General features: G+C 70.6%; 20 protein-coding genes. 10 read left to right on the plus strand and 10 right to left on the minus strand.

Translation table 11 applies throughout. The annotated features are described in order from the left end of the window. Window positions 1-186: 186 nt before the first annotated feature. A complete protein-coding gene (locus tag ACIO52_RS26125; protein WP_218717266.1) occupies window positions 187-756 on the minus strand; it encodes a C40 family peptidase in 570 nt (189 codons plus the stop codon). Between the two features lie 654 nt (window positions 757-1,410). Between ACIO52_RS26125 and ACIO52_RS26130 the strand changes: the two genes are divergently transcribed. The 3 genes from ACIO52_RS26130 (at window position 1,411) to ACIO52_RS26140 (ending at window position 4,170) form a co-directional block, all read left to right on the plus strand. Next, entirely contained in the window at window positions 1,411-3,267 is a 1,857-nt protein-coding gene (locus ACIO52_RS26130) for a DEDD exonuclease domain-containing protein (RefSeq protein ID WP_402647534.1), read from the plus strand. Window positions 3,268-3,338: 71 nt separating this feature from the next. After that, window positions 3,339-3,890: a hypothetical protein gene (locus tag ACIO52_RS26135; RefSeq protein WP_218717264.1), complete on the plus strand. Its 552-nt coding sequence runs from the start codon at window positions 3,339-3,341 to the stop codon at window positions 3,888-3,890. A gap of 4 nt (window positions 3,891-3,894) precedes the next feature. Beyond that, window positions 3,895-4,170, plus strand: coding sequence for an Lrp/AsnC family transcriptional regulator (locus ACIO52_RS26140; protein WP_218717263.1), 276 nt, complete (start codon window positions 3,895-3,897; stop codon window positions 4,168-4,170). Window positions 4,171-4,183: 13 nt separating this feature from the next. Here ACIO52_RS26140 and trpD read toward each other — a convergent pair whose 3' ends face one another. Continuing rightward, entirely contained in the window at window positions 4,184-5,245 is a 1,062-nt protein-coding gene (trpD, locus tag ACIO52_RS26145; RefSeq protein WP_218717276.1) for an anthranilate phosphoribosyltransferase, read from the minus strand. Window positions 5,246-5,334: 89 nt separating this feature from the next. Next, window positions 5,335-5,754: a hypothetical protein gene (locus tag ACIO52_RS26150; RefSeq protein WP_402647538.1), complete on the minus strand. Its 420-nt coding sequence runs from the start codon at window positions 5,752-5,754 to the stop codon at window positions 5,335-5,337. Window positions 5,755-5,933: 179 nt separating this feature from the next. Between ACIO52_RS26150 and ACIO52_RS26155 the strand changes: the two genes are divergently transcribed. The 4 genes from ACIO52_RS26155 to ACIO52_RS26170 are packed head-to-tail and all read left to right on the plus strand — an operon-like array spanning window position 5,934 to window position 10,223. Next, the gene (locus tag ACIO52_RS26155) at window positions 5,934-6,545 is read left to right on the plus strand and encodes a heme-copper oxidase subunit III (protein WP_218717261.1); all 612 of its coding nucleotides are present in this window, start codon (window positions 5,934-5,936) and stop codon (window positions 6,543-6,545) included. 56 nt (window positions 6,546-6,601) lie between these two features. Continuing rightward, window positions 6,602-7,465 (plus strand): c-type cytochrome, encoded by an 864-nt coding sequence (locus ACIO52_RS26160; RefSeq protein WP_218717260.1) that lies wholly within the window; start codon window positions 6,602-6,604, stop codon window positions 7,463-7,465. Next, window positions 7,462-8,601, plus strand: a complete 1,140-nt coding sequence (locus ACIO52_RS26165; RefSeq protein WP_255587357.1) for a ubiquinol-cytochrome c reductase iron-sulfur subunit — start codon at window positions 7,462-7,464, stop codon at window positions 8,599-8,601. Before ACIO52_RS26160 ends, ACIO52_RS26165 begins: the two co-directional genes overlap by 4 nt. Then, entirely contained in the window at window positions 8,598-10,223 is a 1,626-nt protein-coding gene (locus tag ACIO52_RS26170) for a cytochrome bc complex cytochrome b subunit (RefSeq protein WP_218717259.1), read from the plus strand. Before ACIO52_RS26165 ends, ACIO52_RS26170 begins: the two co-directional genes overlap by 4 nt. Before the next feature lie 70 nt (window positions 10,224-10,293). On the opposite strand, the gene ACIO52_RS26175 is transcribed toward ACIO52_RS26170, so the two are convergent. Further along, complete coding sequence (locus ACIO52_RS26175; protein WP_402647697.1) at window positions 10,294-10,791, minus strand: polyadenylate-specific 3'-exoribonuclease AS; 498 nt, start codon at window positions 10,789-10,791, stop codon at window positions 10,294-10,296. 171 nt (window positions 10,792-10,962) lie between these two features. On the opposite strand from ACIO52_RS26175, the gene ACIO52_RS26180 reads away from it, so the two are divergent. Beyond that, the gene (locus ACIO52_RS26180) at window positions 10,963-12,348 is read left to right on the plus strand and encodes a class II 3-deoxy-7-phosphoheptulonate synthase (protein ID WP_218717258.1); all 1,386 of its coding nucleotides are present in this window, start codon (window positions 10,963-10,965) and stop codon (window positions 12,346-12,348) included. A gap of 166 nt (window positions 12,349-12,514) precedes the next feature. On the opposite strand, the gene pknB is transcribed toward ACIO52_RS26180, so the two are convergent. Next, window positions 12,515-14,479 (minus strand): Stk1 family PASTA domain-containing Ser/Thr kinase, encoded by a 1,965-nt coding sequence (pknB, locus tag ACIO52_RS26185; RefSeq protein WP_218717257.1) that lies wholly within the window; start codon window positions 14,477-14,479, stop codon window positions 12,515-12,517. A 128-nt stretch (window positions 14,480-14,607) separates the two neighbouring features. Between pknB and ACIO52_RS26190 the strand changes: the two genes are divergently transcribed. Beyond that, window positions 14,608-14,976 (plus strand): Rv2175c family DNA-binding protein, encoded by a 369-nt coding sequence (locus ACIO52_RS26190; protein WP_218717256.1) that lies wholly within the window; start codon window positions 14,608-14,610, stop codon window positions 14,974-14,976. A 196-nt stretch (window positions 14,977-15,172) separates the two neighbouring features. Here ACIO52_RS26190 and ACIO52_RS26195 read toward each other — a convergent pair whose 3' ends face one another. Then, window positions 15,173-17,206 carry a heavy metal translocating P-type ATPase gene (locus ACIO52_RS26195; protein WP_402647545.1) on the minus strand — a complete coding sequence of 678 codons (2,034 nt, stop codon included), beginning with the start codon at window positions 17,204-17,206 and terminating at the stop codon, window positions 15,173-15,175. A gap of 90 nt (window positions 17,207-17,296) precedes the next feature. Between ACIO52_RS26195 and ACIO52_RS26200 the strand changes: the two genes are divergently transcribed. After that, entirely contained in the window at window positions 17,297-17,656 is a 360-nt protein-coding gene (locus tag ACIO52_RS26200) for an ArsR/SmtB family transcription factor (RefSeq protein WP_402647548.1), read from the plus strand. Between the two features lie 97 nt (window positions 17,657-17,753). Here ACIO52_RS26200 and ACIO52_RS26205 read toward each other — a convergent pair whose 3' ends face one another. From ACIO52_RS26205 to ACIO52_RS26220, 4 genes are all read right to left on the minus strand, one after another. Beyond that, window positions 17,754-18,707, minus strand: a complete 954-nt coding sequence (locus tag ACIO52_RS26205) for a phytoene/squalene synthase family protein (protein WP_402647700.1) — start codon at window positions 18,705-18,707, stop codon at window positions 17,754-17,756. Between the two features lie 62 nt (window positions 18,708-18,769). Continuing rightward, window positions 18,770-20,422 carry an alpha-(1->6)-mannopyranosyltransferase A gene (locus ACIO52_RS26210; protein WP_402647551.1) on the minus strand — a complete coding sequence of 551 codons (1,653 nt, stop codon included), beginning with the start codon at window positions 20,420-20,422 and terminating at the stop codon, window positions 18,770-18,772. A gap of 101 nt (window positions 20,423-20,523) precedes the next feature. Then, entirely contained in the window at window positions 20,524-22,086 is a 1,563-nt protein-coding gene (gene crtI, locus ACIO52_RS26215; protein WP_402647554.1) for a phytoene desaturase family protein, read from the minus strand. A gap of 19 nt (window positions 22,087-22,105) precedes the next feature. Next, complete coding sequence (locus ACIO52_RS26220) at window positions 22,106-23,260, minus strand: polyprenyl synthetase family protein (protein ID WP_402647703.1); 1,155 nt, start codon at window positions 23,258-23,260, stop codon at window positions 22,106-22,108. Window positions 23,261-23,434: the final 174 nt, after the last annotated feature.

The following is a 23,434-nucleotide window of genomic DNA, read 5'->3' on the forward strand; positions in this document are numbered from 1 at the left end:
GTCAGTCACAGTGCGCCGTGCCCCGTTCTCTCGATGTCCGCCGATGCAGCGCCTTACCCGAACCGGATCCTCTCGTCCGGCGAGAAGGTCTCGATCAGGTTACGGAACCGCGTATGCCCGTGTCCAGTAGGCCACGGAGGGGTCACGGTGCGCCCTTCCCCGCGAACGACGCACCGTACCCGTCGATCAGAAGCGGCGAGCGCCCGCGAACGGCATCGAGGAGATCGGCGCCAGTTGGACCGGGGTGCCCGAGGTCGAGGCGTGCACGACGTTGCCGTCGCCCGCGTACAGACCCGAGTGGCCGCCGCCGTAGAACGACACGAGGTCGCCGGGCTGCAGGCTGTCGAGGGAGACCGGGGTGCCTGCGCCGAGCTGGGCGCCGCTGGTGCGCGGCAGCTCCATGCCGGCCTGCCGGTAGGCCCACTGGACCAGGCCCGAGCAGTCGAAGGCGTCCGGGCCGGCGGCGCCGTAGACGTAGGGGGAGCCGACCTTGCTCAGCGCGGCATCGAGGGCGATGTCGGCGGCGGTGGCGCGCGGCGCGGTGAAGGCCTGCGGGACCGAGGGGGTCTCGATGCCGGGGATGCCCTGCGGCAGCGGGATCTCGTTGGGCACCTCGAAGGTGCCGATACCGGGGACAGTGACCGGCGTCGCCGACGCGGGAGCGGCCGGCAGGAGGAACGCGCCGATGGTGGCAGCGCCGACGGCTCCGGCGGCAACGGCTCGCTGCGCCTGACGCTTGACGGTGTTGGTCGCCATGATGCGGGTACTTCCAATCTGCCCCACGACGCCGGGTCCGTATGACGCGGCGGGCTTCATCCCGTTGAACCGTTCGTGGCCGTGGGGACTCCGTGAGGTCTCGAAAAGGTTACGAAGACATCACGGTGGTTTGTAAAGTCGGACATCGGTCCGAAAGGCAATTCGGGAGATCTGCCCGAACTTTGTGTGCGAGCTGCGTCACACCAATCACGAAACGATAACGCCAGGTCGACTTCGGGCGGCTTCCGGACTGCTGCCCGGCGCGTCGTGGACGGCTTGTTCGCGGCCTATTGGTCTACCCCTAGGGGCGAACCCCCAGGTCGCCTCCGCGCGTCGACCCTCGAACCGGTCGGTCGACCAAGCGTGCCCGCGGGCGGCGCGCCGCCCGCTCTGGCGGCCGCCGATCGGTAATCGGTCTTACCCGATGAAATTCGGCCCGGTCATGTGATGTTCGGCAAACTGTGAGCCCGGTCTCATTCGAGTCTGATCAAGGTCATTTTGTTCGCATCGGAACGAAAGTCTCGCGGCGAATGGCCGGGCGCGGGCTTCTCGGCGGCGCCCGGCGAACCGGTTCCCGTGCGGCGCGCGAGGCCCGGCGCGGAACCGGGTTCGGCGACGGCGAGCGTGTCGTACCCCCGTCCTACGCTGCTCGCCGTGCCCGATCCCGTTCCGCTCCCGGCCGCCGCGCGTCAGCTGGCGTTCGACGAACTCGACACACCGCTCTACGACACCACCTTCGTCGTCGTCGACCTGGAAACGACCGGGACCAGCCCGGACGGGGACTCCATCACCGAGATCGGGGCGGTGAAGGTGCGCGGGGGAGAAGTGCTGGGGGAGTTCGCGACTCTGGTGAATCCGGGATTCGCGATCCCGCCCGCGATCGTGCAGATCACCGGGATCACCACGGCGATGGTGTACGAGGCGCCGCGGATCGAGGCGGTGCTGCCGGGTTTCCTCGAGTTCGCCGCCGGCGCGGTCCTGGTGGCGCACAACGCCCGTTTCGACACCGCCTTCCTCAAGGCCGCCGCCGCCCGGCAGGACATCGCCTGGCCGAATCCGCAGGTGCTGTGCACGGTCAAGCTCGCCCGGCGGGTGCTGACCCGCGACGAGGCGCCCTCGGCCCGGCTCGGCGTGCTCGCCCAGATCCTGGGCGCCTCGACCACCCCGACGCATCGCGCCCTCGACGACGCCCGCGCTACCGTCGACGTGCTGCACGCCCTGATCGGCCGGGTCGGCAACCAGGGCGTGCACAGCCTGACCGAGCTGCTCGACTATCTGCCCGGGGTGACCGGAACCCAGCGCGCCAAGCGCGCTTTCGCCGGTGATCTGCCGACCGCGCCCGGTGTCTACCTGTTCCGTGGGCCGTCCGACGAAGTCCTCTATATAGGGACGGCTGTCAACCTGCGCCGCCGTGTCCGCACCTACTTCACCGGTTCGGAGACCCGCGGCCGGATGAAAGAGATGGTGGCCCTGGCGATCCGGGTCGACCATGTGGTGTGCGCGCACGGTCTGGAAGCGGGGGTGCGGGAGTTGCGCCTGCTGGCCGCGCACGCGCCGCCCTACAACCGCCGCTCGAAATTCCCCCGGCGCGGCTGGTGGCTCACCCTCAGCGACGAAGCCTTCCCCCGGCTCACCACGGTGCGCACACCCACGCGAACGGCATTGGGGCCGTTCGGTTCCCGCACCGATGCCGTCGATGTGGCGGCGACGATCGCCGAGTTCGCCGGCCTGCGGACCTGCGCCACCCGGCTCACCCGCGCGGCGCGACACACCTGCCCGCCCGCCGTCGTCGGCGGTTGCCCGGCCGCACGCCCCGAGGTCGACCTGGACGCCACCGGCTACGCCCCGGCCGTGGACGCGGTGCGCGACCTGCTCGCGGGTCGCTCGGACGCGCTGCTGCGCGCCATGCTCGACCGCATCGAAACCCACTCCACCGCTGAGCATTTCGAGGCCGCCGCCCGCCTGCGCGACCGCGCCGCCGCCGTCGTCACCATGCTGCACCGCACCCAGCGTCTCGCCGCGCTGGCCCGGCTCGCGGAACTGATCGTCGCCCTGCCCGACGGCGCGGGCGGCTGGGAGTTCTCGGTGATCCGCTACGGCCGCCTCGCCGCCGCGGGCACCGCCCGGCGCGGCACCCCGCCCATGGCGGTCGTCGACCAGATCGTCGCGGCCGCCGAGACCGTCCTCCCGGACCTGGGCGACGCGGCGACCACCGGCCGCATCCGTTCGGCCACCGCCGCGCCCGGCATGGACGCCCCGTCCGCCCACGATGCCCTGTTCGCCTGCGCGACCCCGCCCGACGACGACATTCCCCCGTTGCGCGGCGCCCCTCCCGAGGAGGTCGGCGTCATCGCCCGCTGGCTGGCCAAGCCCGGCGTCCGCATCGTCCGCACCAGCGAGGGCTATCGCGAACCCCTGCACGGCGCGGCCCGCTGGAAAGGCTGGGCCCAGCTGGCCCGCACCGCCGCCACCACGGTCGGCCCGGGGGAGCAGTACCTGGCCGAACGGTGACCGCGGGCCCGGAGGATCATGGAACCGCCTGTCACGCCCCGGTGACGGCGGGAGAGAGGGCGAAGGCGCGAATGTTCGTGAAGGTGTGCGGTCTGACCACCGAGGAACAGATCGACTGGGCCGTCGAGCTCGGCTACTCCGCGATCGGCGTCATGGCCACGCCCAAGAGCAAGCGGTACCGCACGCCCGCGCAGGCCCGTGCCCTCGCCGACTACGCGCGCGGCCGGATCACCACCTTCGTCGTGGCTCTGGCGGCCGCCGAGGTCACCGAGGTGGCCGACGCCTTCGACGTCGTCCAGCTCTATCAGTGGGCCGACCTGCCCAACCTCGCGTTCTGCTCGTCCACGCCGCCCGCGCCCGAGCAGACCAGCGAGTACTTCTTCTACGACGCCAGCGCGGGCTCCGGGATCTTCGAGGAGTTCCCGGACTGGGTGCGCGCGCTGCCCGGCAAGGTGGTGCTGGCCGGCGGGCTCGATGCCGGCAATGTCGCCGAGACCATCGCCCGGCACCGCCCGTACGGCGTCGACGTGTCCAGTTCGGTGGAATCGGCGCCCGGGGTGAAGAGCCTGGAGCTGATGCGCCGGTTCAAAGCGGCCACCGAGCGGCCCGAAGTTCTAGGCTGATCCCATGATTACCGCGATCGTGCTGATCCAGGCCGAGAACTCTCGTATCCCCGAGACCGCGCAGGCTCTCGCCGACACCGCCGGAGTCGCCGAGGTGTACTCCTGCGCCGGTGACGTCGATCTGATCGCGATCGTGCGGGTGCGCGATCACGAGCGCATCGCCGAGGTCGTCACCAGCGGCATCGACAAGGTCCCCGGCGTAGTGCGCACCACCACCCACATCGCCTTCAAGTCGTACTCGAGCGCCGACGTGGAAGCCGGATTCTCGCTGGGGGAGTGAGGCTTTCGCGCGTTCAGGACTCGTCGAGGACCTGGGTGAGCTCGGCCCAGCTCTGCAACAGCTTCGCCGCCGCGCCGCTGTCCACCGCGGCGGCGGCGCGCTCGAGCCCGCCGGTCAGGGCGGCGTCCAGATCCAGGTCGACGTCGCCCGCGCCGCGCGAGAGGTCGTAGGCGACGATCGCGGCCGCCGAGTTGAGCAGCACCGCGTCGCGCACCGCGCCCGGCGCGCCGGCGAACATCTCGCGCGCGATCCCCGCGTTGGCCACGGCGTCACCGCCGCGCAGCGCGTCCAGGTCCACCCGAGGGATGCCGAGGCGGGTCGGATCGAGCACGGTCTGCCGGATCCGCCCGCCGCTGACCACCCACACGTCGGTGACGTCGGAGGTCGTGATCTCGTCGAGTCCGTCGCGTCCGCGCACCACCAGCGCACTCGCGCCACGCTCGGCGAACACCCCGGCGATGACCGGCGCCAGGTCGGCGAAGGCGCAGCCGATCAGGCCTGCGCGCGGCTGCGCGGGGTTGGTGAGCGGGCCGAGCACGTTGAACACGGTCGGGATGCCGATCTCCTTGCGCGCCGGACCGGCGAAACGCAGCCCCGAGTGGAACAGCGGCGCGAAACAGAAGCCGATCCCGGCCTCGCGCACCGACCGCGCCACCGACTCCGGGCCCAGCGCCAGCTTCACGCCCAGCGCCTCGAGCACGTCGGCGCCGCCCGCCTTGGACGACGCGGCCCGGTTGCCGTGCTTGACCACCGGCACCCCGGCGGCCGCCACGACCACCGAGGACATGGTGGAGATGTTGACCGACCCGGAGCGGTCACCGCCGGTGCCGACGATGTCGACCGCGTCGCCGTCGACGTGCACCAGGCGGGCGTGCCCGAGCATGCCAGCGACCATGCCCGCCAGCTCGGTGGGGGTGGGGCCCTTGATCTTCATGGCGACGCCGAAAGCCGCGATCTGGGCGGCGGTGGCATTGTCGGTGAAGATCTCGTCGATCACCCAGGTCGTGTCGTCCGCGGCCAGGTCGCCGCCGTCGGCGAGGGTTCCGAGCACCTGGGGCCAGCTGCGCACGCTCATCTGCTCCGCATCTCCGTTCGACATCGCCATCGCGCAACTCTGATCGGGCGCGGCGGGGTAGCGCAAGCCTATTGCGCCGTTGGCTGAGTTTACGGCGCGGGACGCGGCGGTTGCAGCGCGTCCCAGCCGTCGGCGACGCCGTCGTGGCGCTGCGCGAGCCCGGCCATCCGCGATCGCTCCTGCGAACAGGTCAGCGGATCGAGGCGCTGCACCCGCTGCAACACGACCGGCACCAGCTCGCCCGCGGTGGTGGCCACGGCCTCGGCCCGCGCGTAGCCGTCGTAACCGGCGATCTCGGCGGCCTCGTCGATCCGGTCCGCGGGCAGGCGCAGGTGGTGGCGCAGGACCGCGTCGGCGTCCCGGTCGAGCTCGGTGGCCCGGTCCAGCGCCGCCGAGCAGGCTTCGGCGTCGTCGAAACTCGCCGCGACCACGACGAGATCGGTCCGCGCGGGGTCGAGCGACTCGCCCTGCCCGCCGAACAACCGCCGCCACATCCGCACCACGACCATCGCCGCCTCCTCGTCTCAGGTTATCCACATCCAACGCTGTCACAATGGGTCGTCACGTGATCGTCGCCAACACGCCGACGGAGGTCGTAGACCCCCTCTGTGCGTGGGTTTTCCGACTCCCGCGACAAACTTTCGTACCCGGGTACAGCTGTCGTACTACGAAGAGTCATACTTACCCCGTGACGACCGCAGTAGGCACCCCAGGATCGGCCATTACTCAGCGTGTGCATTCGCTGAACCGGCCCAACATGGTCAGCGTCGGAACCATCATCTGGCTGTCGAGCGAGCTGATGTTCTTCGCCGGCCTCTTCGCCATGTACTTCGTTGCGCGCGCGCAGGCGCACGGCAACTGGCCCCCGGAGCCGACCGAGCTGAACATGAAGCTCGCCGTTCCGGTGACGGCCGTGCTGGTCGCATCGTCGTTCACATGCCAGATGGGTGTGTTCGCCGCGGAGAAGGGCGACGTGTTCGGCCTCCGTCGCTGGTACATGATCACCCTGCTGATGGGCGCGTTCTTCGTCGCCGGCCAGGGCTACGAGTACTACCACCTGGTGGAGGAGGGGACCTCGATCTCCGGCAGCTCGTACGGCTCGGTCTTCTACATCACCACCGGCTTCCACGGTCTGCACGTGATCGGCGGTCTGATCGCGTTCGTGTTCCTGCTGATCCGCACCACGCTGAGCAAGTTCACGCCCGCCCAGGCCACCGCCGCCATCGTGGTGTCCTACTACTGGCACTTCGTCGACATCGTCTGGATCGGGCTGTTCGCCACGATCTACTTCGTCCGCTAGCGCGCGGGCGCACAGCATTTGCACAAGTCGGTTCCGTCTACTCCAAAGGGACACAGATGAGTTCATCTCCCCCGTCGGCCCCCGAGCCCGCCGGCCCTGACCACGGTCAGGCCACCAAGGCGCGTAAGCAGCGTCGCGTTCGCCGTCGTATCGCGGGTGGCCTCGCGTTGCTGGTTGGTCTGGTCGGAGCCGGCTTCCTCGCCGCGGCACTCACCCCCGCGCCTCAGGTCGCCACCGCGCACGAGGACCAGTCCGCGCTGATCCGCGAGGGCAAGCAGCTCTACGAGACCTCGTGCATCACCTGCCACGGCGCGAACCTGCAGGGTGTCGAGGATCGTGGCCCCAGCCTGATCGGCGTCGGCGAAGCCGCCGTCTACTTCCAGGTATCCTCCGGCCGCATGCCGATGGTGCGCAACGAGGCCCAGGCCATGCGCAAGCCCGAGAAGTTCGACGCGCATCAGACCGACGCGCTCGGCGCGTTCGTCGCCGCCAACGGCGGTGGCCCCTCGGTGATCCGCGACGCCAACGGTGAGATCGCGCAGGAATCGCTGCGTGGCGACGACATCGCCCGCGGCTCGGAGCTGTTCCGCATGAACTGCGCCTCCTGCCACAACTTCACCGCCCGTGGTGGCGCGCTGTCCGGCGGCAAGTTCGCCCCGCCGCTGGCCGAGGCCAACGAGCAGCAGATCTACGACGCCATGCTCACCGGCCCGCAGAACATGCCGAAGTTCTCCGACCGGCAGCTGACGCCGGAGGAGAAGCGCGACATCGTCGCCTACGTCAAGAACGCCGCGGAAGAGAAGTCGCCCGGCGGCTGGGACCTCGGCGGTTTCGGCCCGGCGACCGAGGGTCTGGCGATCTGGGTTATCGGCATCACCGCCGTGGTGGGTGCCGCGATGTGGATCGGATCTCGCACATGAGTGGACAGGAGCACAACGACATGGGTCGGGAACCGACCGAAGCCGAACTGGACGCGATGACGCGTGACGAGCTGGTCGAGCTCGGTACCGCGCGCGACGGCGTCGACGTCGCGTACCGCGGCGAGCGCTGGCCGGTCCCCGGCACGCGCGCGGAGAAGCGCGCCGAGCGCGCGGTCACGTTCTGGTTCGCCATCTCCGGCCTGGCCGCCGCCGCGCTGATCGGTGTCTTCCTGTTCTGGCCGTGGGAGTGGAAGGGCAACGGCGACGAAGGCCATGCCGCCTACTCGCTGTTCACCCCGCTGGTCGGTCTGACCTTCGGCATCTCGGTGCTGGTCATCGGCATCGCGGTGGTGCTGATCCGCAAGCGGTTCATCCCCGCCGAGATCTCGATCCAGCAGCGCCACGACGGCCCGTCCGACGAGGTCGAGCGCCGCACCCTGGCGGCCGAGCTGCAGGACGCGCTCGACACCTCCACCCTGGGTCGCCGCAAGATGATGCTCGGTACCGCGGGCGCCGGCGTCGGCGTGCTGGGTATCGGCGCGCTGCTGGTGTTCGTCGGCGGCATGGTGAAGAACCCGTGGGCCAAGCGCGACAAGTCGCCGCTGTGGGTCTCGGGCTGGACCCCGGACTTCCCGGGCGAGACCGTCTACATCCGCCGCGACACCGGTCGCCCGCAGGATGTCGTGCTGGTGCGTCCGGAGGACCTGGACGCGGGCGCCATGGAGACCGTCTTCCCGTGGAAGGAGAAGTGGCGCGGCAACGAGCACGAGACGCTGCAGTCGCTGCGCGGCATCCGCAACGCGGTCATGCTGATCCGTCTGCGCACCGCGGACGCGGAGAAGGCCATCAAGCGCAAGGGCCAGGAGAGCTTCAACTACGGCGACTACTTCGCCTACTCGAAGATCTGCACCCACCTCGGCTGCCCCACCTCGCTGTTCGAGCAGCAGACCAACCGGATCCTGTGCCCCTGCCACCAGTCGCAGTTCTCGGCGACCGAGTGGGGTAAGCCGGTCTTCGGTCCGGCCGCCCGCGCGCTCCCGCAGCTGCCGATCACCGTCAACTCCGAGGGCTTCCTGGTCGCCAACGGCGACTTCATCGAGCCGCTCGGCCCGGCCTTCTGGGAGCGTCGTTCATGAGCACTCTGGTGGCGAACCAAGCCAACGAGATGGACGAGCGGTATCGCGCCGCCGCGTTCATGAAGCGGTCGATCAACAAGGTCTTCCCGACCCACTGGTCGTTCCTGCTCGGTGAGATCGCGCTGTACGCGTTCATCATCCTGCTGCTGTCGGGTATCTACCTGACGCTGTACTTCGACCCGTCGATGGCGCACGTGACCTACGACGGCGCCTACCAGCCGCTGCGCGGCGTCGGCATGTCGCGGGCGTACGAGACCGCGCTGAACATCTCCTTCGAGGTGCGCGGCGGTCTGTTCGTCCGGCAGATCCACCACTGGGCGGCCCTGCTGTTCGCGGCGTCGATCATCATCCACCTGTTCCGCATCTTCTTCACCGGCGCGTTCCGCAAGCCGCGTGAGGCGAACTGGGTGATCGGCTCGCTGCTGCTGATCCTGGCGATGTTCGAGGGCTTCTTCGGCTACTCGCTGCCCGACGACCTGCTCTCGGGTACCGGTCTGCGCGCCGCGTTCTCGGGTATCACCATCGGTGTCCCGGTCGTCGGTACCTGGCTGCACTGGCTGATGTTCGGCGGCGACTTCCCCGGCGACATCATCATCCCGCGCCTCTACATCGCGCACGTGCTGCTGCTGCCCGGCATCATCCTGGCGCTGATCGGCGCGCACGTCGCGCTGGTCTGGTACCAGAAGCACACCCAGTTCCCCGGCCCCGGCCGGACCGAGAACAACGTGGTCGGCGCGCGCATCGTGCCGGTGTTCGCCGCGGACCAGGGCGCGTTCTTCGCGTTCACCCTCGGCATCGTCGGCATCATGGGCGGCATCCTGCAGATCAACCCGATCTGGAACCTGGGTCCGTACAACCCGTCCCAGGTCTCGGCGGGCTCGCAGCCCGACTTCTACATGATGTGGACCGACGGCATGGCGCGTCTGATGCCGCCGTGGGAGCTCTACCTGGGTCGCTACACGATCCCGGCGGTGTTCTGGGTCGCCCTCGTCATGGGCTTGGTGTTCACGCTGCTGATCGCCTACCCGTGGATCGAGAAGCGCCTCACCGGCGACACCACCGCGCACCACAACCTGCTGCAGCGTCCGCGCGACGTGCCGGTGCGTACCGCCATCGGTGCCATGGCCATCGCGTTCTACGTGGTGCTCACGCTGTCGTGCGTCAACGACATCATCGCGCTGAAGTTCGACATCTCGCTGAACGCGACCACCTGGATCGGTCGTATCGGCGTGCTGCTGCTGCCGCCGCTGGCCTACTTCGTGGCCTACCGGTTCTGCATCGGCCTGCAGCGCAGTGACCGCGCGGTGCTCGAGCACGGCATCGAGACCGGTGTCATCAAGCGCCTGCCGCACGGTGAGTACATCGAGGTGCACCAGCCGCTGGGCCCGGTCGACGACCACGGCCACGCGATCCCGCTGGAGTACCAGGGCGCCCCGGTGCCCAAGAAGATGAACAAGCTGGGTTCGGCGGGCAAGCCGGGCACGGGTAGCTTCCTGCGCCCCGACCCGAAGGCGGAGTCCGACGCCTACTTCGAGAACGAGCACGTCGAGGAGCACAAGATGCTCACGGCCCTCGCCGAGGAGCAGGCCCGCGCCAACGGTGACGAGCCGCACGGTCACTGACCGCGCACCGACGCACACGAGGAAGGCCCCGAGTCGCTACGACTCGGGGCCTTCCTCGTCATCTCGGTCGCTACAGCCGTGGGGTGCGCCGGTAGGCCTCGATCGCCTCGAACTTGGCCAGGTTGTGCCGGGCGTCGGCCAGCGCGTCGTGGGCGTCGTCGGGGATCGGCGGCAGTTCGGGGCTGCCGTGCGCGGCCCAGTGCTGGCGCAGCTCGTTGGTGTAGCGCGGCATGCCCTTGGGCAGCGCGGTCATATCGCCCCAGAGCTGGCACAGCGCGACGTGGTCGTAGGCTGAGACCCAGGCCCACAGCTCCGGCTGCACGCTCGGGCGGGGCAGGAAGAACTTGAACAGGTCGTCGCGGATCTGCGCCCTGGTGCGATACAGCCGCGATCCCGCCGGCGGCAACTTCGGCAGCACATGTTTGCGCACCCACGGACCGGCCCGTCCCGCGTCGAATTCGGTGGAGACCGCGTAGTACTCGCGACCGTCCTCGCAGACGACGCCGATCGAGATCAGATCGATCGTGGTGCCGTCCTCGATGAATTCGGAGTCGTAGAAATATCGCAGGGAGATCGCCTCTTCGTGCCGGTGGGCGGCCGTGACCGTCCGAGGAGGACGACGCGGTCCGTGACCCACGATGGGTCGGGAGAAACCCTATGTCGATGGTTCGGGGACGCGACGAACGGGTAGCCGGTACGCCGGATATTCGCCGGGCGGCGAAAGCCGTATTCTGATCTGGTGACCTGGACCGTCGACGTACCCATTGACCGCCTGCCGGAACTGCCGCCGCTGCCCGCCGAGCTGCGCCACCGGCTCGACGCCGCCCTGGCCCGGCCCGCGCTGCAGCAGCCGTCCTGGGACGCCGACGAGGCCGCGACGATGCGTACCGTGCTCGAGAGCGTGCCGCCGATCTGCCTGCCCGCCGAGGTGGAGGAGCTCAAGACCCAGCTCGCCGCCGTCGCGCGCGGCGAGGCGTTCCTCATGCAGGGCGGTGACTGCGCGGAGACCTTCGCCGACAACACCGAGCCGCACATCCGCGGCAATATCCGCACCCTGCTGCAGATGGCCGTCGTGCTCACCTACGGCGCGAGCCTGCCGGTGGTGAAGGTCGCGCGCATCGCCGGGCAGTACGCCAAGCCGCGCTCCTCGGACACCGACGCGCTCGGGCTCACCTCCTACCGCGGTGACATGGTCAACTCCCTGGTCGCCGACCAGCAGCTGCGCCGCCACGACCCCTCGCGCCTGGTCCGCGCCTACGCCAACGCCAGCGCCGCGATGAACCTGGTCCGCGCGCTGACCACCGCGGGCATGGCCGACCTGCACCAGGTGCACGACTGGAACCGCGACTTCGTCGCCCAGTCGCCCGCCGGCGCCCGCTACGAGGCGCTGGCCGAGGAGATCGACCGCGGCCTGCGCTTCATGACCGCCTGTCAGGTCAACGACCCGAGCCTGAAGTCGGCCCGCATCTACGCCTCGCACGAGGCGCTGGTGCTCGACTACGAGCGCGCGATGCTGCGGCTGAGCGAGTCCGAGACCGGCGAGCCGCTGCTCTACGACCTCTCGGCGCACTTCCTGTGGATCGGCGAGCGCACCCGTCAGCTCGACGGCGCGCACATCGCGCTGGCCGAGTTGCTGGCCAACCCGATCGGCCTGAAGATCGGGCCGACCACCACGCCCGATCAGGCCGTGGAGTACGTCGAGCGGCTCGACCCGCACAACGAGCCCGGTCGGCTCACCCTGGTCGCCCGCATGGGCAATGGCAAGGTGCGCGACGTGCTGCCGCCCATCATCGAGAAGGTGCAGGCCACCGGCCACCAGGTCATCTGGCAGTGCGACCCGATGCACGGCAACACCCACGAGTCCTCCACCGGCTTCAAGACCCGCCACTTCGACCGCATCGTCGACGAGGTGCAGGGCTTCTTCGAGGTGCACCACGCGCTGGGCACCCACCCCGGCGGCCTGCACATCGAGCTGACCGGCGAGAACGTCACCGAGTGCCTGGGCGGCGCGCAGGACATCTCCGACCTCGACCTCGAGGACCGCTACGAGACCGCGTGCGACCCGCGCCTGAACACCCAGCAGTCGCTGGAGCTGTCGTTCCTGGTCGCCGAGATGCTGCGCTAGTTCGGAGCGCTGGCGCGCTCGAACCGCCGCTGCGCGGCGATCCCTCCTCGAGGCCGGGATGTGCGGGGCCGGGAGTGCGGTGTGTGCCTGGGCGCGGTCAGCGGTGACCGCGCCCAGGCTTGTCCTTGTCCTTGTCCTTGTCGTCTTTGTCCGGGGCCGGATCTCTTCAAGGCAGGGCGGTGAGCGTCACGACGCTGCCCGCTTCCACGTTCGAGTTGAAGCCAGGGACCTGGCCGATCACCAGGGAACTGTCGGAGTCGGTGATGGACTTGACCTCCACCCGCAGGCCCAGCTGCTGGAGTTTGCTGCGGGCGTTGCCGACGGTCTGACCCATCACATTGGGCACCTTCACCGCGTTCGACACGATCAGCGTCACGCTGTCGCCGGACTGCAGGGTGGTGCCGACGGCGGGGTCGGTGCCGATCGCCTTGTCGCCCTCGATGCTCTTGTCGTATTGCACGCGGGTCTCGCGCACGGTCAGCCCGGCGGTGGTCAGGGCTCTGGCCGCCTCCTCGGCGGTCTTGCCGCGCACGTCCGGCACGTTGACCGGCTGCGAGCCCTTGCTGCGGTACACCTTGACCTGGGCGCCCATCGGCAGGATGGTGCCCGGCGCCGGTTCCACTTTGGCCAGCGAGCCCTTCGGAGCGGTGCTCGGGGCCTCGCCGCTGTCGATCGGCTGCAAGCCCGCGTCGCGGATGGCCTGGTTGGTGGCGCTGATCTGGTCGCCCGGCGTGATGTCGGGCACGCGGGGCTTGCCGTTGGAGATCAGCACCGCGATGGTCGAGCTCTTGGTGACCCGCGACCCGGCCGACGGATCGGTGCCGACCACGCCGCCCACCGGGATGGTGTCGGAGGCCTTGTTGCGCAGCACCGTCTCGAAACCGGCCTCCTGCAGCACCGCCACGGCGCGTTCGGAGTCCATGCCCGCGATCGGCGGCACGGCCGTGTAGCGGCCCACGCCCAGCCACCAGCCGCCGATGCCGACCAGCAGGGTCAGCGCGGTGACGATCGCGGCCCAGACCACGCCGGTGCGGCGCGAGGGATTCTCGTTGGACGCGAACGGGTTGTGCTGTGGTGCGGGGGAGTGCGCGTGCTGGTAGTCGTCGGGGCGCGGGCGAGGCGCGGTGACCACCCTGGTGTGCTGTGGCTGGGCGTTCGGCATCGCGTGCGCGACAACGGGATTCGGGGTGACCGGGCGGTCTCCGGGGTGGTGTGCGTCGCCGGTGCGGTAGCTCTCGCTGAGGTGCTCGGCCGAATCGCGGGGCGCCGGAACCCGGTACGGCGGCAGATTCAGCTCCATGGCGATCATCTGCAGCTGCGCGGCCATCTCGTTGGCGTCGGCGTAGCGGCGCTCCGGATCGCGAGAGGTGGCCTTGGCGACCAGGGCGTCGAGTTCCGGCGGCACGCCGCCGATGAACTGGCTCGGCGGCGGCACGTCGTTCTCGACCCGCTGATACGCCACCGACAGCGAGTTGTCGCCGGTGAACGGCACCCGGCCGGTGAGCAGTTCGAAGATCAGGATGCCGAAGGAGTACACATCGCTGCGGGCGTCGGCGGTGCCGGTGGTGACCTGCTCGGGCGCCAGGTAGGCGGCGGTACCGAGGATGACGCTGGCCGAGGTGGTGTTGGCGGCGGCGACGGCGCGGACCAGGCCGAAGTCGGCGATCTTCACCTCGCCGGCGTCGGAGATCAGGACGTTCTCCGGCTTGATGTCGCGGTGCACGAGCCCGGCGTCGTGGGCGGTGCCGATGGCGCGCAGGACCGGCTCGGCGACGGCGCGCACCGCGTGCGGCGGCATCGGGCCGCGCTCGCGCAGCAGTTCGCGCAGCGTGCCGCCCTCGACCAGTTCCATGATCAGGAAGGGGTACTCGCCGTCGACGCCCTGGTCGTAGACGGCCACCAGCGAGGGGTGCTTCAGCTTGGCCACCGCGCGCGCCTCGAACTCGAAGCGGGTCAGGAACTGGGGGTCGCCGGCGAACTTCGGATCCATCACCTTGACCGCCACCGGGCGATCCAGCCGGGTGTCGGTGCCCCGGAACACCATCGACATCCCGCCGCGAGCGATCGGCGCATCGATGCGATAGCGCCCTTCCAGCATCTGGCCGATCAAGTGATGTCCTCCGGCTTTCACAAACTTCTCACCCCTCGCGACACTGCGACAAGCGACCAGGCCACCGTGTGCGGCCCCCACGATCGTAACCGGGTCATGATGGCATGCCAGCCGATGCACGCGAGGTCGCACGTACTACGGTTGTGCGAGTGAGTGCCTTCCCTTGCAGCGACGATGTGCTGCCCGACACCGAAACCGTCGTCTCGCTCCCCGAGGCCGCCGACATACTCGGTATCCCGGTCACCGCGGTGCACCAGTTGCTGCGTGACCACCAGCTCCTCGCGATCCGCCGCAACGGCGTCGCCGGCATTCCGTCCCGCTTCTTCGACGACAACGACGAGATCGTCCGGATGCTGCCCGGCCTCATCACCGTGATGCGCGACGGCAAGTACTCCGACGAGGACATCCTGCGCTGGATCTACACCGAGGACGACTCGCTGCCCGGCCGCCCCGTCGACGCCCTGCACGGCCCGCTGGCGCGCGAGGTCGTCCGCCGCGCCGCCGCCGAACCCTTCTGATCCCGCGCGTTCCTGCCGCCGCCCGCCGGCCCGGCCCATGGCGTGTCCGGTCGGCGGCCGATAGCCGGCGTCCGTCGCTCCAGCCCTGATCCTCGTCAGCGGGCCTCGGTGCGCGTCTGTCGACCTGCGCCTGAGCCCGGTCGGCGGCGCGCCGGGTACGTGGCTCAGACCTGCGGCCCCGGGCAGACGCCAGCGCTCAGGATGCGCCGCGTCCGGCCGCCTGATCGTGTGCCCGCCGCCAGGCGGACGAGCGCAGCAGTCGCAGGCCGTTGAGGCCGACGAGGACCGTCGAACCCTCGTGCCCGAGCACGCCGAGCGGCAAGGGGAGATGACCGACCAGGTCCCAGACGACCAGGACGCCGAGGAAGCTCGCCGCGATGGCGAGGTTGGCCAGCACCACCCGGCGCGCGCGCCGTGACAGCGCGATGACGGCCGGGATGGTGGTCAGGTCGTCCCGGACGACGATGGCGTCCGCGGTCCGCACCGTCAGATCCGAGCCCGCGCCTCCCATCGCGATCCCCACGTGTGCGGCGGCCAGGGCGGGCGCGTCGTTGATCCCGTCACCGACCATGGTCACCCGGTGGCCGCCCGCGGCCAGCTCCCGCACGGCCGTGACCTTGTCGTGCGGCAGCAGCCCGGCGCGCATCTCGCCGATCCCGAGCTGCCGGGCGAGCCGGTCCGCGGTGGCGGGGTTGTCGCCGGTCAGCAGAACCGGTGTGCTGCCGGTGGATTCGGCAAGCGCGGCCACCGCGCCCGCCGCCTCGGGGCGGACCTGATCGGTGAAGCCGAGCACCGCCACCGGTTCGTCGTCGCGCAGCATCACGACCGCCGTGCGGCCACGGGACTGCACCGACGCGACGATGTCCGCGGCGGCGATCGAGCGCGTCGGCCTGGCGCTGGACCCGTGCCGCACTCGCGCGGCGTCCGCGACCGAGCTGAGATCGCCGGTGAGCACGGTGGGCGAGCCGATGCGCAGGTGGTGGCCGTCGACCCGCCCCGACACGCCACGACCGGGTTGTGCGGCGAAGTCGTGGACGACGGGGAGGTCCAGACCCCGCTGCCGGGCAGCGCGGACGGTCGCCGCGGCCAGCGGATGTTCGCTCGGGTGCTCGACCGCGGCGGCCAGGCGCAGGATCTGATCCTCGGAGACCGCACTGCCCGGCAGCGGGTGGATCTCCACGAGGTCCGGGATGCCGCGGGTGAGCGTGCCGGTCTTGTCGAAGGCGACCCGGGTGGTCGCGCCCAGCTGTTCCATCACCACGGCCGACTTCACCAGCACGCCGTGGCGGCCCGCGGTGGCGATCGCGGCCAGCAGCGGCGGCATCGTGGCCAGGACCACCGCGCAGGGGGAGGCGACGATCATGAACGTCATCGCGCGCAACAGGGAATCCCGCAGCGGCGCACCGTAGATCAGCGGAACGATGAAGACGGCCAGCGTCGCGACGACCATGCCGATCGAATAGCGCTGCTCGATCTTCTCGATGAACAGCTGGGTCCTGGCCTTGGTGCGACCCGCCTCCTCGACCAGCGCCGCGATCCGCGCGACCACCGAATCCTCGGCCCGGCGCTCGACCCGGACCCGCAGCGCGCCGGTGCCGTTGAGCGTCCCGGCGAACACCTCGTCGCCGGTGGCCTTGTCCACCGGCAGGGGTTCACCGGTGATGGTGGCCTGGTCGACCTCGCTCGCCCCGTCGACGACCCGCCCGTCGGCGGCGATCCGGTCGCCGGGACGGATCAGGATCACCTCGCCGATCGCGAGATCGACGGCGGCGACGGTCTGTTCACCGTCGTCGGTGAGCCGGGTCGCGGTGTCGGGGGCGAGGGTGAGCAGGCCGCGCACCGAGTCCTCGGTGCGCGTGGTCGCCAGCGCCTCGAGCGCACCCGAGGTCGCGAAGATGACGATGAGCAGCGCCCCGTCCACGACCTGGCCGATCGCCGCCGCCCCGAGTGCGGCCGCCACCATCAGCAGATCCACGTCGAGGGTCTTGTCCCGCAACGCTTTCAGACCTGCCAGACCCGGTTCCCAGCCGCCGGCGAGGTAGCAGGCCAGCAGCAGCGACCACCACAGCCAGGACGGTCCGCCGGTCAGCTTCGCGAGCAGACCGAGCGCGAACAGCGCGGTCGCCGTGGCGGCCCAGCGCATCTCGGGAATCGCGAACAGTCCGGTCCGCGTGGTCGAAGCGCGGGACGCGGTGACGGCGCGGGTCGGCGTGGCGGTGGACGAGACCACAGGGCACCTCCGAGGCGGGGAACGAGGACCCGAGAATAACAGATCATATGAAGAGATATTCATGTGTGCTGGTCCGCTACACTCCACGCCATGGGACACGGTGTGGAAGGCGGCCGTCCGGCGACGCGGCTGGACGCCGCGGCCGCCGCGCACGTGGCGACCACCCTGCAAGCGTTGGCCACCCCGAGCCGACTGCTGATCCTGTCCGAACTGCGCCAGGGGTCCCGACCGGTCACCGAACTCGCCGAGGCGGTGGGAATGGAGCAGTCCGCGGTGTCGCATCAGCTGCGGCTGCTGCGCAATCTGGGCCTGGTCACCGGCACCCGCGCCGGCCGCAGCATCGTCTACAGCCTCTACGACCAGCACGTCGCCCAGTTGCTCGACGAGGCTGTCTACCACAGCGAGCACCTGCGCCTGGGCCTGGCCGAACGCCCTGAGATCGCGGGCTGAACCGACGGCATCGGTCGGTGCCGGGGCTTGGCACGTCGGCGGACGGCCCGAGATCGCGGCAGTCCGATGATGTGACGCCGCGGGCCGCCCGGCCGCGTCAGCGCCGTACGGTGGCGAACCCCTTGGCGGCGAACAGGATTCGCCGACGGTTGGGCACCGTCGCCCTTCGCTGGAACACCTGGAAGTCGGCCCCCTCGATACGGTCGAGGATCTCGGCGTAGAGCGCCGCCGCCGTGCGGATCGCCGGCCGGACCCGGGGCTCGAGCAGCGCGATACCGGGCTCCGCGCGGCGGTAGACATCGCGATTGACGGCGATCAGATGTGCCAGCGCGCGGCGCAGCGGCTGATCGGTGCGCCCGGTGGCACGGCACGCGCGCAGGTGGGCTTCGTCGACGCCGAAGGCGGCCAGCTCCTCGGTGGGCAGGTAGATCCGGTCGCGGTCGAGGTCCTCACCGACATCGCGCAGGAAGTTGGTGAGCTGGAAGGCCTCGCCCAGCGCGGCGGCGGCCGGTTCGGCGTCGGCGACCGGGACGACCGTGCCGAGCACCGGCAGCAATTGCAGGCCGATGGCGGCGGCGGAACCACGCATGTACTCGCGCAACTCGGTCATGGTGGCGTAGCGGGTGCGGTGGCCGTCGGTGCCGGGCACGTCCATGCGCATGGCGTCGAGGAACGTCCAGAAGTGGGTGTGCGCGATGTCGTAGCGGGCGATGGTGTCGGCGGCGGCGGTCAGGATCTGCCGACGACGCGGGTCGCCGGTATCGATCACGCCCTGTTCGAGGGCGAGCCGGAATTGCCGTTCGACCAGATCGAGGTGCTGGGCCGGGCTCAGCTCCGAACCGGCGAGGAACGCGCCGTCGCGGGGGTCGAGGACCCGGGCCGGGTTGTCGGCGTGGTCGACGATGTCGTCCACCATGCGCGCGAAGGCGTAGAGCGCGTGCACGGCTCGGCGCCGCGGCGGTGTGAGCAGGGTGGTCGCCAGGTAGTACGTGCGACCGTGCTCGGCGGCGATGCGCCGACAACTCGCGTACGCGGCATCGAGCGGGATCACGGCGGCGTCGGCCGCCGGCCCGGTCAGGTCTTCCGGCGCGACCGCGCCCGGACCCCGATCGCTCATGCCCGGACGGTGGGCGCCGGTTCCCTGGTGACGGGCCGGGAACTGGCCGATCGCAGGTGCAGGGGATCGACGGTCCGCAGCGACACCGCGGCCACGACGGCGGCGAAGGTGGCCAGCGCGACGTGCCAGAAGTTGTACAGCCCGATCGACCCGTCCGGCTGAAACACCAGCATCAACCAGGTGCACAGCCCGACCAGCCACTGCAGGGTCACCGTCGACAGCGCGAAACCGGCGGCCAGCGCCAGCGGCCACGAGTAGTACCAGGGCAGCGCGGCGGGGGAGAGCAGCACGATCGCGACGAACGCGATCACGATGCCGAGGACGGCCTCCCGCTCGGAATGCCGGAACCGCCACCAGATGGCGACCAGCAACACCACCAGGGCGATCTTGCACAGTTCGCGGGTCACGCTGAGCACGGAGTCCAGGCGCAGCGGGGTCACCCAGGTGACCATGTGCGCCAGGATCGTCGGCAGCGAGAGCCAGTTGATGATCTTGTTGGAGCCCTGCAGCGCGGTGACCCAGCCGAACCCGACCCCCGCGATCACCGAGGCGGCGCCGAACACCAGCGCGAACACCCCGACACCGATACCGGCGATCTTGGCGAAGACGAACAGCGGATGCGGCATGTCCGCCGACGGGCGGGCCGCGTCGGGATGCTTCTGGTCTTCCGACACCTCGGGATCGGAGGCGCCCCGTTCGGCGGCCCGACGCTCCTTCTCGTGCAGGATCCAGATCCACACCAGGAACGGCAGCGCGACGCCCGCGGTGGCCTTGATGGCGACGCCGATCGCGACGACCACGATGCCGGCCACATGGTGGCGTTCGAGCACCAGCGCGATGCCCGCGCACATCAGCCCGACCATCAGCATCTCGTTGTGCACGCCGCCGATCAGGTGCACCAGCACCAGCGGATTGAGCACCGCCAGCCACAGCGCCACGGTCGGCTTCCCGCCCAGGTGCTTGGTCAGGTACGGCACCGCCCACATCATCAGCGCCAGGCCGGGCAGCATGACGACGCGCAGCGCGATGGTGCCCGCGATGACGTTGTCGCCGGTGAGCATGGTGAGTACCCGGCCGATGAGCAGGAACATCGGGCCGTAGGGCGCGGTGGTGGTGGTCCAGACCGGGCTCACGTTGTCCAGCAGCACACCGGGATTGGCGACGGGACCCACCTGATAGGGGTCGTAGCCGTCGCGCAGCAGCGCGCCCTGGGCGAGGTAGGAGTAGGCGTCGCGACTGAACATCGGCGCCGCGAACAGCAGCGGCGTGATCCAGATGCCGACGATGGCCCGCAGCTCGTTCAGCGTGACGTGCCCGCCGTCCTTGCCGAGGGTGTTGCGGCCCAGCCGAACCCACGCCGTGATCATCAGCAGGACGCCGATCCAGATGACGATCGTCGAGAGCGCGTAGCCGTGGCCGAACCGCAGCCAGGACAGGTGCAGTGCCTCGAGCAGCGGGTCGCGCTTGCGCACGGCGCCCGCGCCGAAACCGCCGAAGGTGATCATGACCGCGCCGAAGAACCCCATGACGGCCGCGTGGCCTTCGGGACTGCGGATGAAGTCACCCGCGGTCCGTAGCCGGGACCGGACGCCGGGATCGGTCCCGGTGGGCATGCGGCGCTGCGGCTCGAGGGTGCGCGTGGTGTCCATGGGGCCTACGGTCGTCTCAGGGGGCGGCATGTTCGGTCGGTCCCCCCGGATGGTCGGCGGTCGCAACCGCGAGCTGATAAGTCGGCCGTCAGTTTACGGCTTCACGTTGGAACACTAGCCCGGTGGTCGGTGGCGTTGCGCGTCCGGCTGCCGGTGATTCGTGCCGCGGCCAGCTTGCCCGACAGCAACGTGGTGGGCACGCCCACCCCCGGAGTGGTGCCGCAACCTGCGAGAACGACGTTGTCCACGCCCCTTGGCAGATTGCGTGGCCGGAACGGACCCGTTTGGCGGAACAGGTGTGCCACCGAGAACGGTGTGCCGGCGATCATGCCCTGCGCCGCCCAGGTGACCGGAGTGTCGACGTGGTCGATCCGGAAGTGCTCGGCGATCCCGGTGTAGCCGCGCCGCTCCAGCTCCGCGAGCAGTTCGCGCAGATAGGCCGGGGCGAGGCGGTCCCAGTCCAGCGGCGCGGCGTCCAGGTTGGGACACGGCGCGAGCAGCGAGAACGGTTCGTGGCGGCCGTCGGCGCGCTCGACGTACAGACCGGTGTCGGTCAGCGCGGGCCGGGTCAGCAGCAGGGACGGATCGCTCATGACCCGTCCGCGGCCGCGGCGCGCGGCGATCTCGGTGAAGGTCGTGGCCCAGGCGGCCCCGAAATCGATGGTGTGATGGGCCTGCACCGGCCACCGCGCGGCGACCTCGGCGGGCACCGTGCCGTGGGCTACCACCGCCGACGGTGAGGCCCGCAGACCGCGCCGGTGGCGCAGGCCGAATCGGGGCAGTGCGCCGAGATCGGCGGTGAGGACGACGGCATCGCAGGCGACCCGGCGGCCGTCGGCGGTGCGAACCGCCTCGGCGCGGCGGCCTTTGCGCGTGCCGGCCGCATAGTCGATCCCGACGACCTCGGCCCCGAGGAGCAGGTTGCCGCCCGCCGCCGTGAACGCCTCGGCGAGCGCGGCGGTGATCGCGCGCATGCCGCCCTCGGGGAAGTAGACGCCCAGGCAGGTGTCCATGTTCGGGATCGCGCCGTAGAGCGCCAGCGCCTTGTCCGGCACCGTGCCCGCGTAGAGCGCCTGGAAGGTGAACAGCCGGGCCAGCCGCTCGTCGCGCAGGTAGGACCGCACCCGCGGTCCCAGCTTGCCGAAGCCGCCGAGGCGGGCGAGCGCCGTCAGCCCCGCCCGTGCTTCGCCGCTGCGTACCAGGTCCAGCGGCGAATCGAAGTTCGCGTCCATGAACTCGTCGTACTCGGCGTCGTAGATCCGCCCCAGCCAGGCGCGCAGCCGCCGGTAGTTGCGGGCCTCGGTCGGTCCGCAAGCTCGCTCGACCTCGGTGGCCATCGTCTCGGCGTCGTCGTAGACGCGGATGTCGGTGCCGTCGGCGTAGCGGGCGTGATAGGCGGGCGCGAGGCGGTGCACGCGCAGGCCGACGTCCGCGCGCGTCTGCCCGACCGCGGCCAGCGCCTCGTCGATCAGCTCCGGCAGCGTGAGCACGGTGGCCCCGTTGTCGATCTCGTAGTCGTCGAACCGGTAGCGCCCGACCCGGCCGCCCGGATGATCGGCCCGTTCGAGCACGGTCACCTCGCGGCCCGCGCCGCGCAGATGCAGCGCCGCGGCCAGCCCGGCCAAGCCCGCGCCGACCACGACGACATGGTTCGTCTGTCCCACTACGCTTTTCACGGCGGGCTCAGGCGGTTCGGCGGGTGGCGGCCAGCGCCATGTCGTGCAGTAATTGCTTGGCCTGTGCGGTCGCGCTGCTCGTCGCCACGGCGCGCAGGCCGGTGTCGGTGAGTTCGGTGATCCGGCGCTCCACCTCGTCGACCGCGCCGAGCTCGGTGAGCAGCGCGCGCAGCCGGTCCACGGCCGCGTCGTCGAGATCGGTGCCGAGCCCGGTGCGGATCAGGGCCGCCGGTGCCGGCTCGGCGCGCCGCAGCGCCTCCGCGATGAGCACGGTGCGCTTGCCTTCGCGCAGGTCGTCGCCGGACGGCTTGCCGGTGACGGCGGGGTCGCCGAACACCCCGAGCAGGTCGTCGCGCAGCTGGAAGGCGATGCCGACATCGGTGCCGTAGGTCCGCAGCGCCGCCACCAGGGCGTCGTCGGCTCCGGCCAGCGCGGCGCCCAGGTGCAAGGGGCGTTCGATCGTGTACGCGGCGGTCTTGTACCGGTTGATCCGCAGCGCGGCCTCCACCGATTCGTCGCCACCGGCCTCGCCGTTGATGTCGAGCAACTGCCCGCCCAGCACCTCGGTGCGCATCCGCGCCCAGACCGGCGCGAACCGGGCCAGCGCGGCGGGGTCGAGCCCGGCCTCGTGGACCAGGTCGTCGGCCCAAGCCAGGGCGAGATCGCCGATCAGGATGGCGACGGCGCGGCCGTACTCGGCGCCGTCACCGGGCCAGCCCGCCGCGCGGTGCCGGTCCTCGAACTCGATGTGCACGGTCGGGTAGCCGCGCCGGGTCTGCGAGGAGTCGATGATGTCGTCGTGTACCAGCGCGCACGCCTGCACAAGTTCCAGCGCCGAGCAGGCGGTGAGCACCGCGGCCGCGTCGGGTCCGGCCGGATCGCCGCCCGCGCCGAGCCAGCCGGTCCAGGCGAAGCCGGGCCGGGTGCGCTTGCCGCCCCGGATGACGAACTGTTCCAGCGCCTCGGCGGCGTCGACGAAGACCGGGCCGAGCGGCTCGACGATCTCGCGCCGGGACGCGAAGAAATCGGCCAGCACCTGCTCGACCGCGGCGACGAACGCGGGCGTGCCCGGCGTGAGCGTGACGAGATCGACCGAAGCCGGGGTGTCGGCGACGGACCGGGAAAGCGGGGTACCGATTCCGGCGGACAGGGTGGCCTCCAGGTGCGGAAGTGGGCGAGCGGATGGACGTCGATCGCACGCGGCGGCGCGATCACCGGCGTTCCGTCGCAGAATACGCGGGTGGCGCGGGGGTGTCGTCGGCGCACACGGCCGCTGCGACCGACCCCACACCCGGCGATTCGGCGGTGTCTGCCCCTCGCGCGGATCGCGTTCAGC

The sequence above is a fragment of the Nocardia sp. NPDC087230 genome, assembly GCF_044744725.1.
Classification (GTDB): Bacteria; Actinomycetota; Actinomycetes; order Mycobacteriales; family Mycobacteriaceae; genus Nocardia; species Nocardia canadensis.

Coding starts and splice junctions, on each gene's coding strand:
- ACIO52_RS26160 (WP_218717260.1), top strand. CDS start 6,602: ATGAGTTCATCTCCCCCGTCGGCCCCCGAGCCCGCCGGCCCTGACCAC.
- ACIO52_RS26150 (WP_402647538.1), bottom strand. CDS start 5,754: ATGGTCGTGGTGCGGATGTGGCGGCGGTTGTTCGGCGGGCAGGGCGAG.
- ACIO52_RS26140 (WP_218717263.1), top strand. CDS start 3,895: ATGATTACCGCGATCGTGCTGATCCAGGCCGAGAACTCTCGTATCCCC.
- ACIO52_RS26170 (WP_218717259.1), top strand. CDS start 8,598: ATGAGCACTCTGGTGGCGAACCAAGCCAACGAGATGGACGAGCGGTAT.
- ACIO52_RS26165 (WP_255587357.1), top strand. CDS start 7,462: ATGAGTGGACAGGAGCACAACGACATGGGTCGGGAACCGACCGAAGCC.
- trpD (WP_218717276.1), bottom strand. CDS start 5,245: ATGAGCGTGCGCAGCTGGCCCCAGGTGCTCGGAACCCTCGCCGACGGC.
- ACIO52_RS26210 (WP_402647551.1), bottom strand. CDS start 20,422: ATGGACACCACGCGCACCCTCGAGCCGCAGCGCCGCATGCCCACCGGG.
- ACIO52_RS26125 (WP_218717266.1), bottom strand. CDS start 756: ATGGCGACCAACACCGTCAAGCGTCAGGCGCAGCGAGCCGTTGCCGCC.
- ACIO52_RS26135 (WP_218717264.1), top strand. CDS start 3,339: ATGTTCGTGAAGGTGTGCGGTCTGACCACCGAGGAACAGATCGACTGG.
- ACIO52_RS26200 (WP_402647548.1), top strand. CDS start 17,297: ATGGGACACGGTGTGGAAGGCGGCCGTCCGGCGACGCGGCTGGACGCC.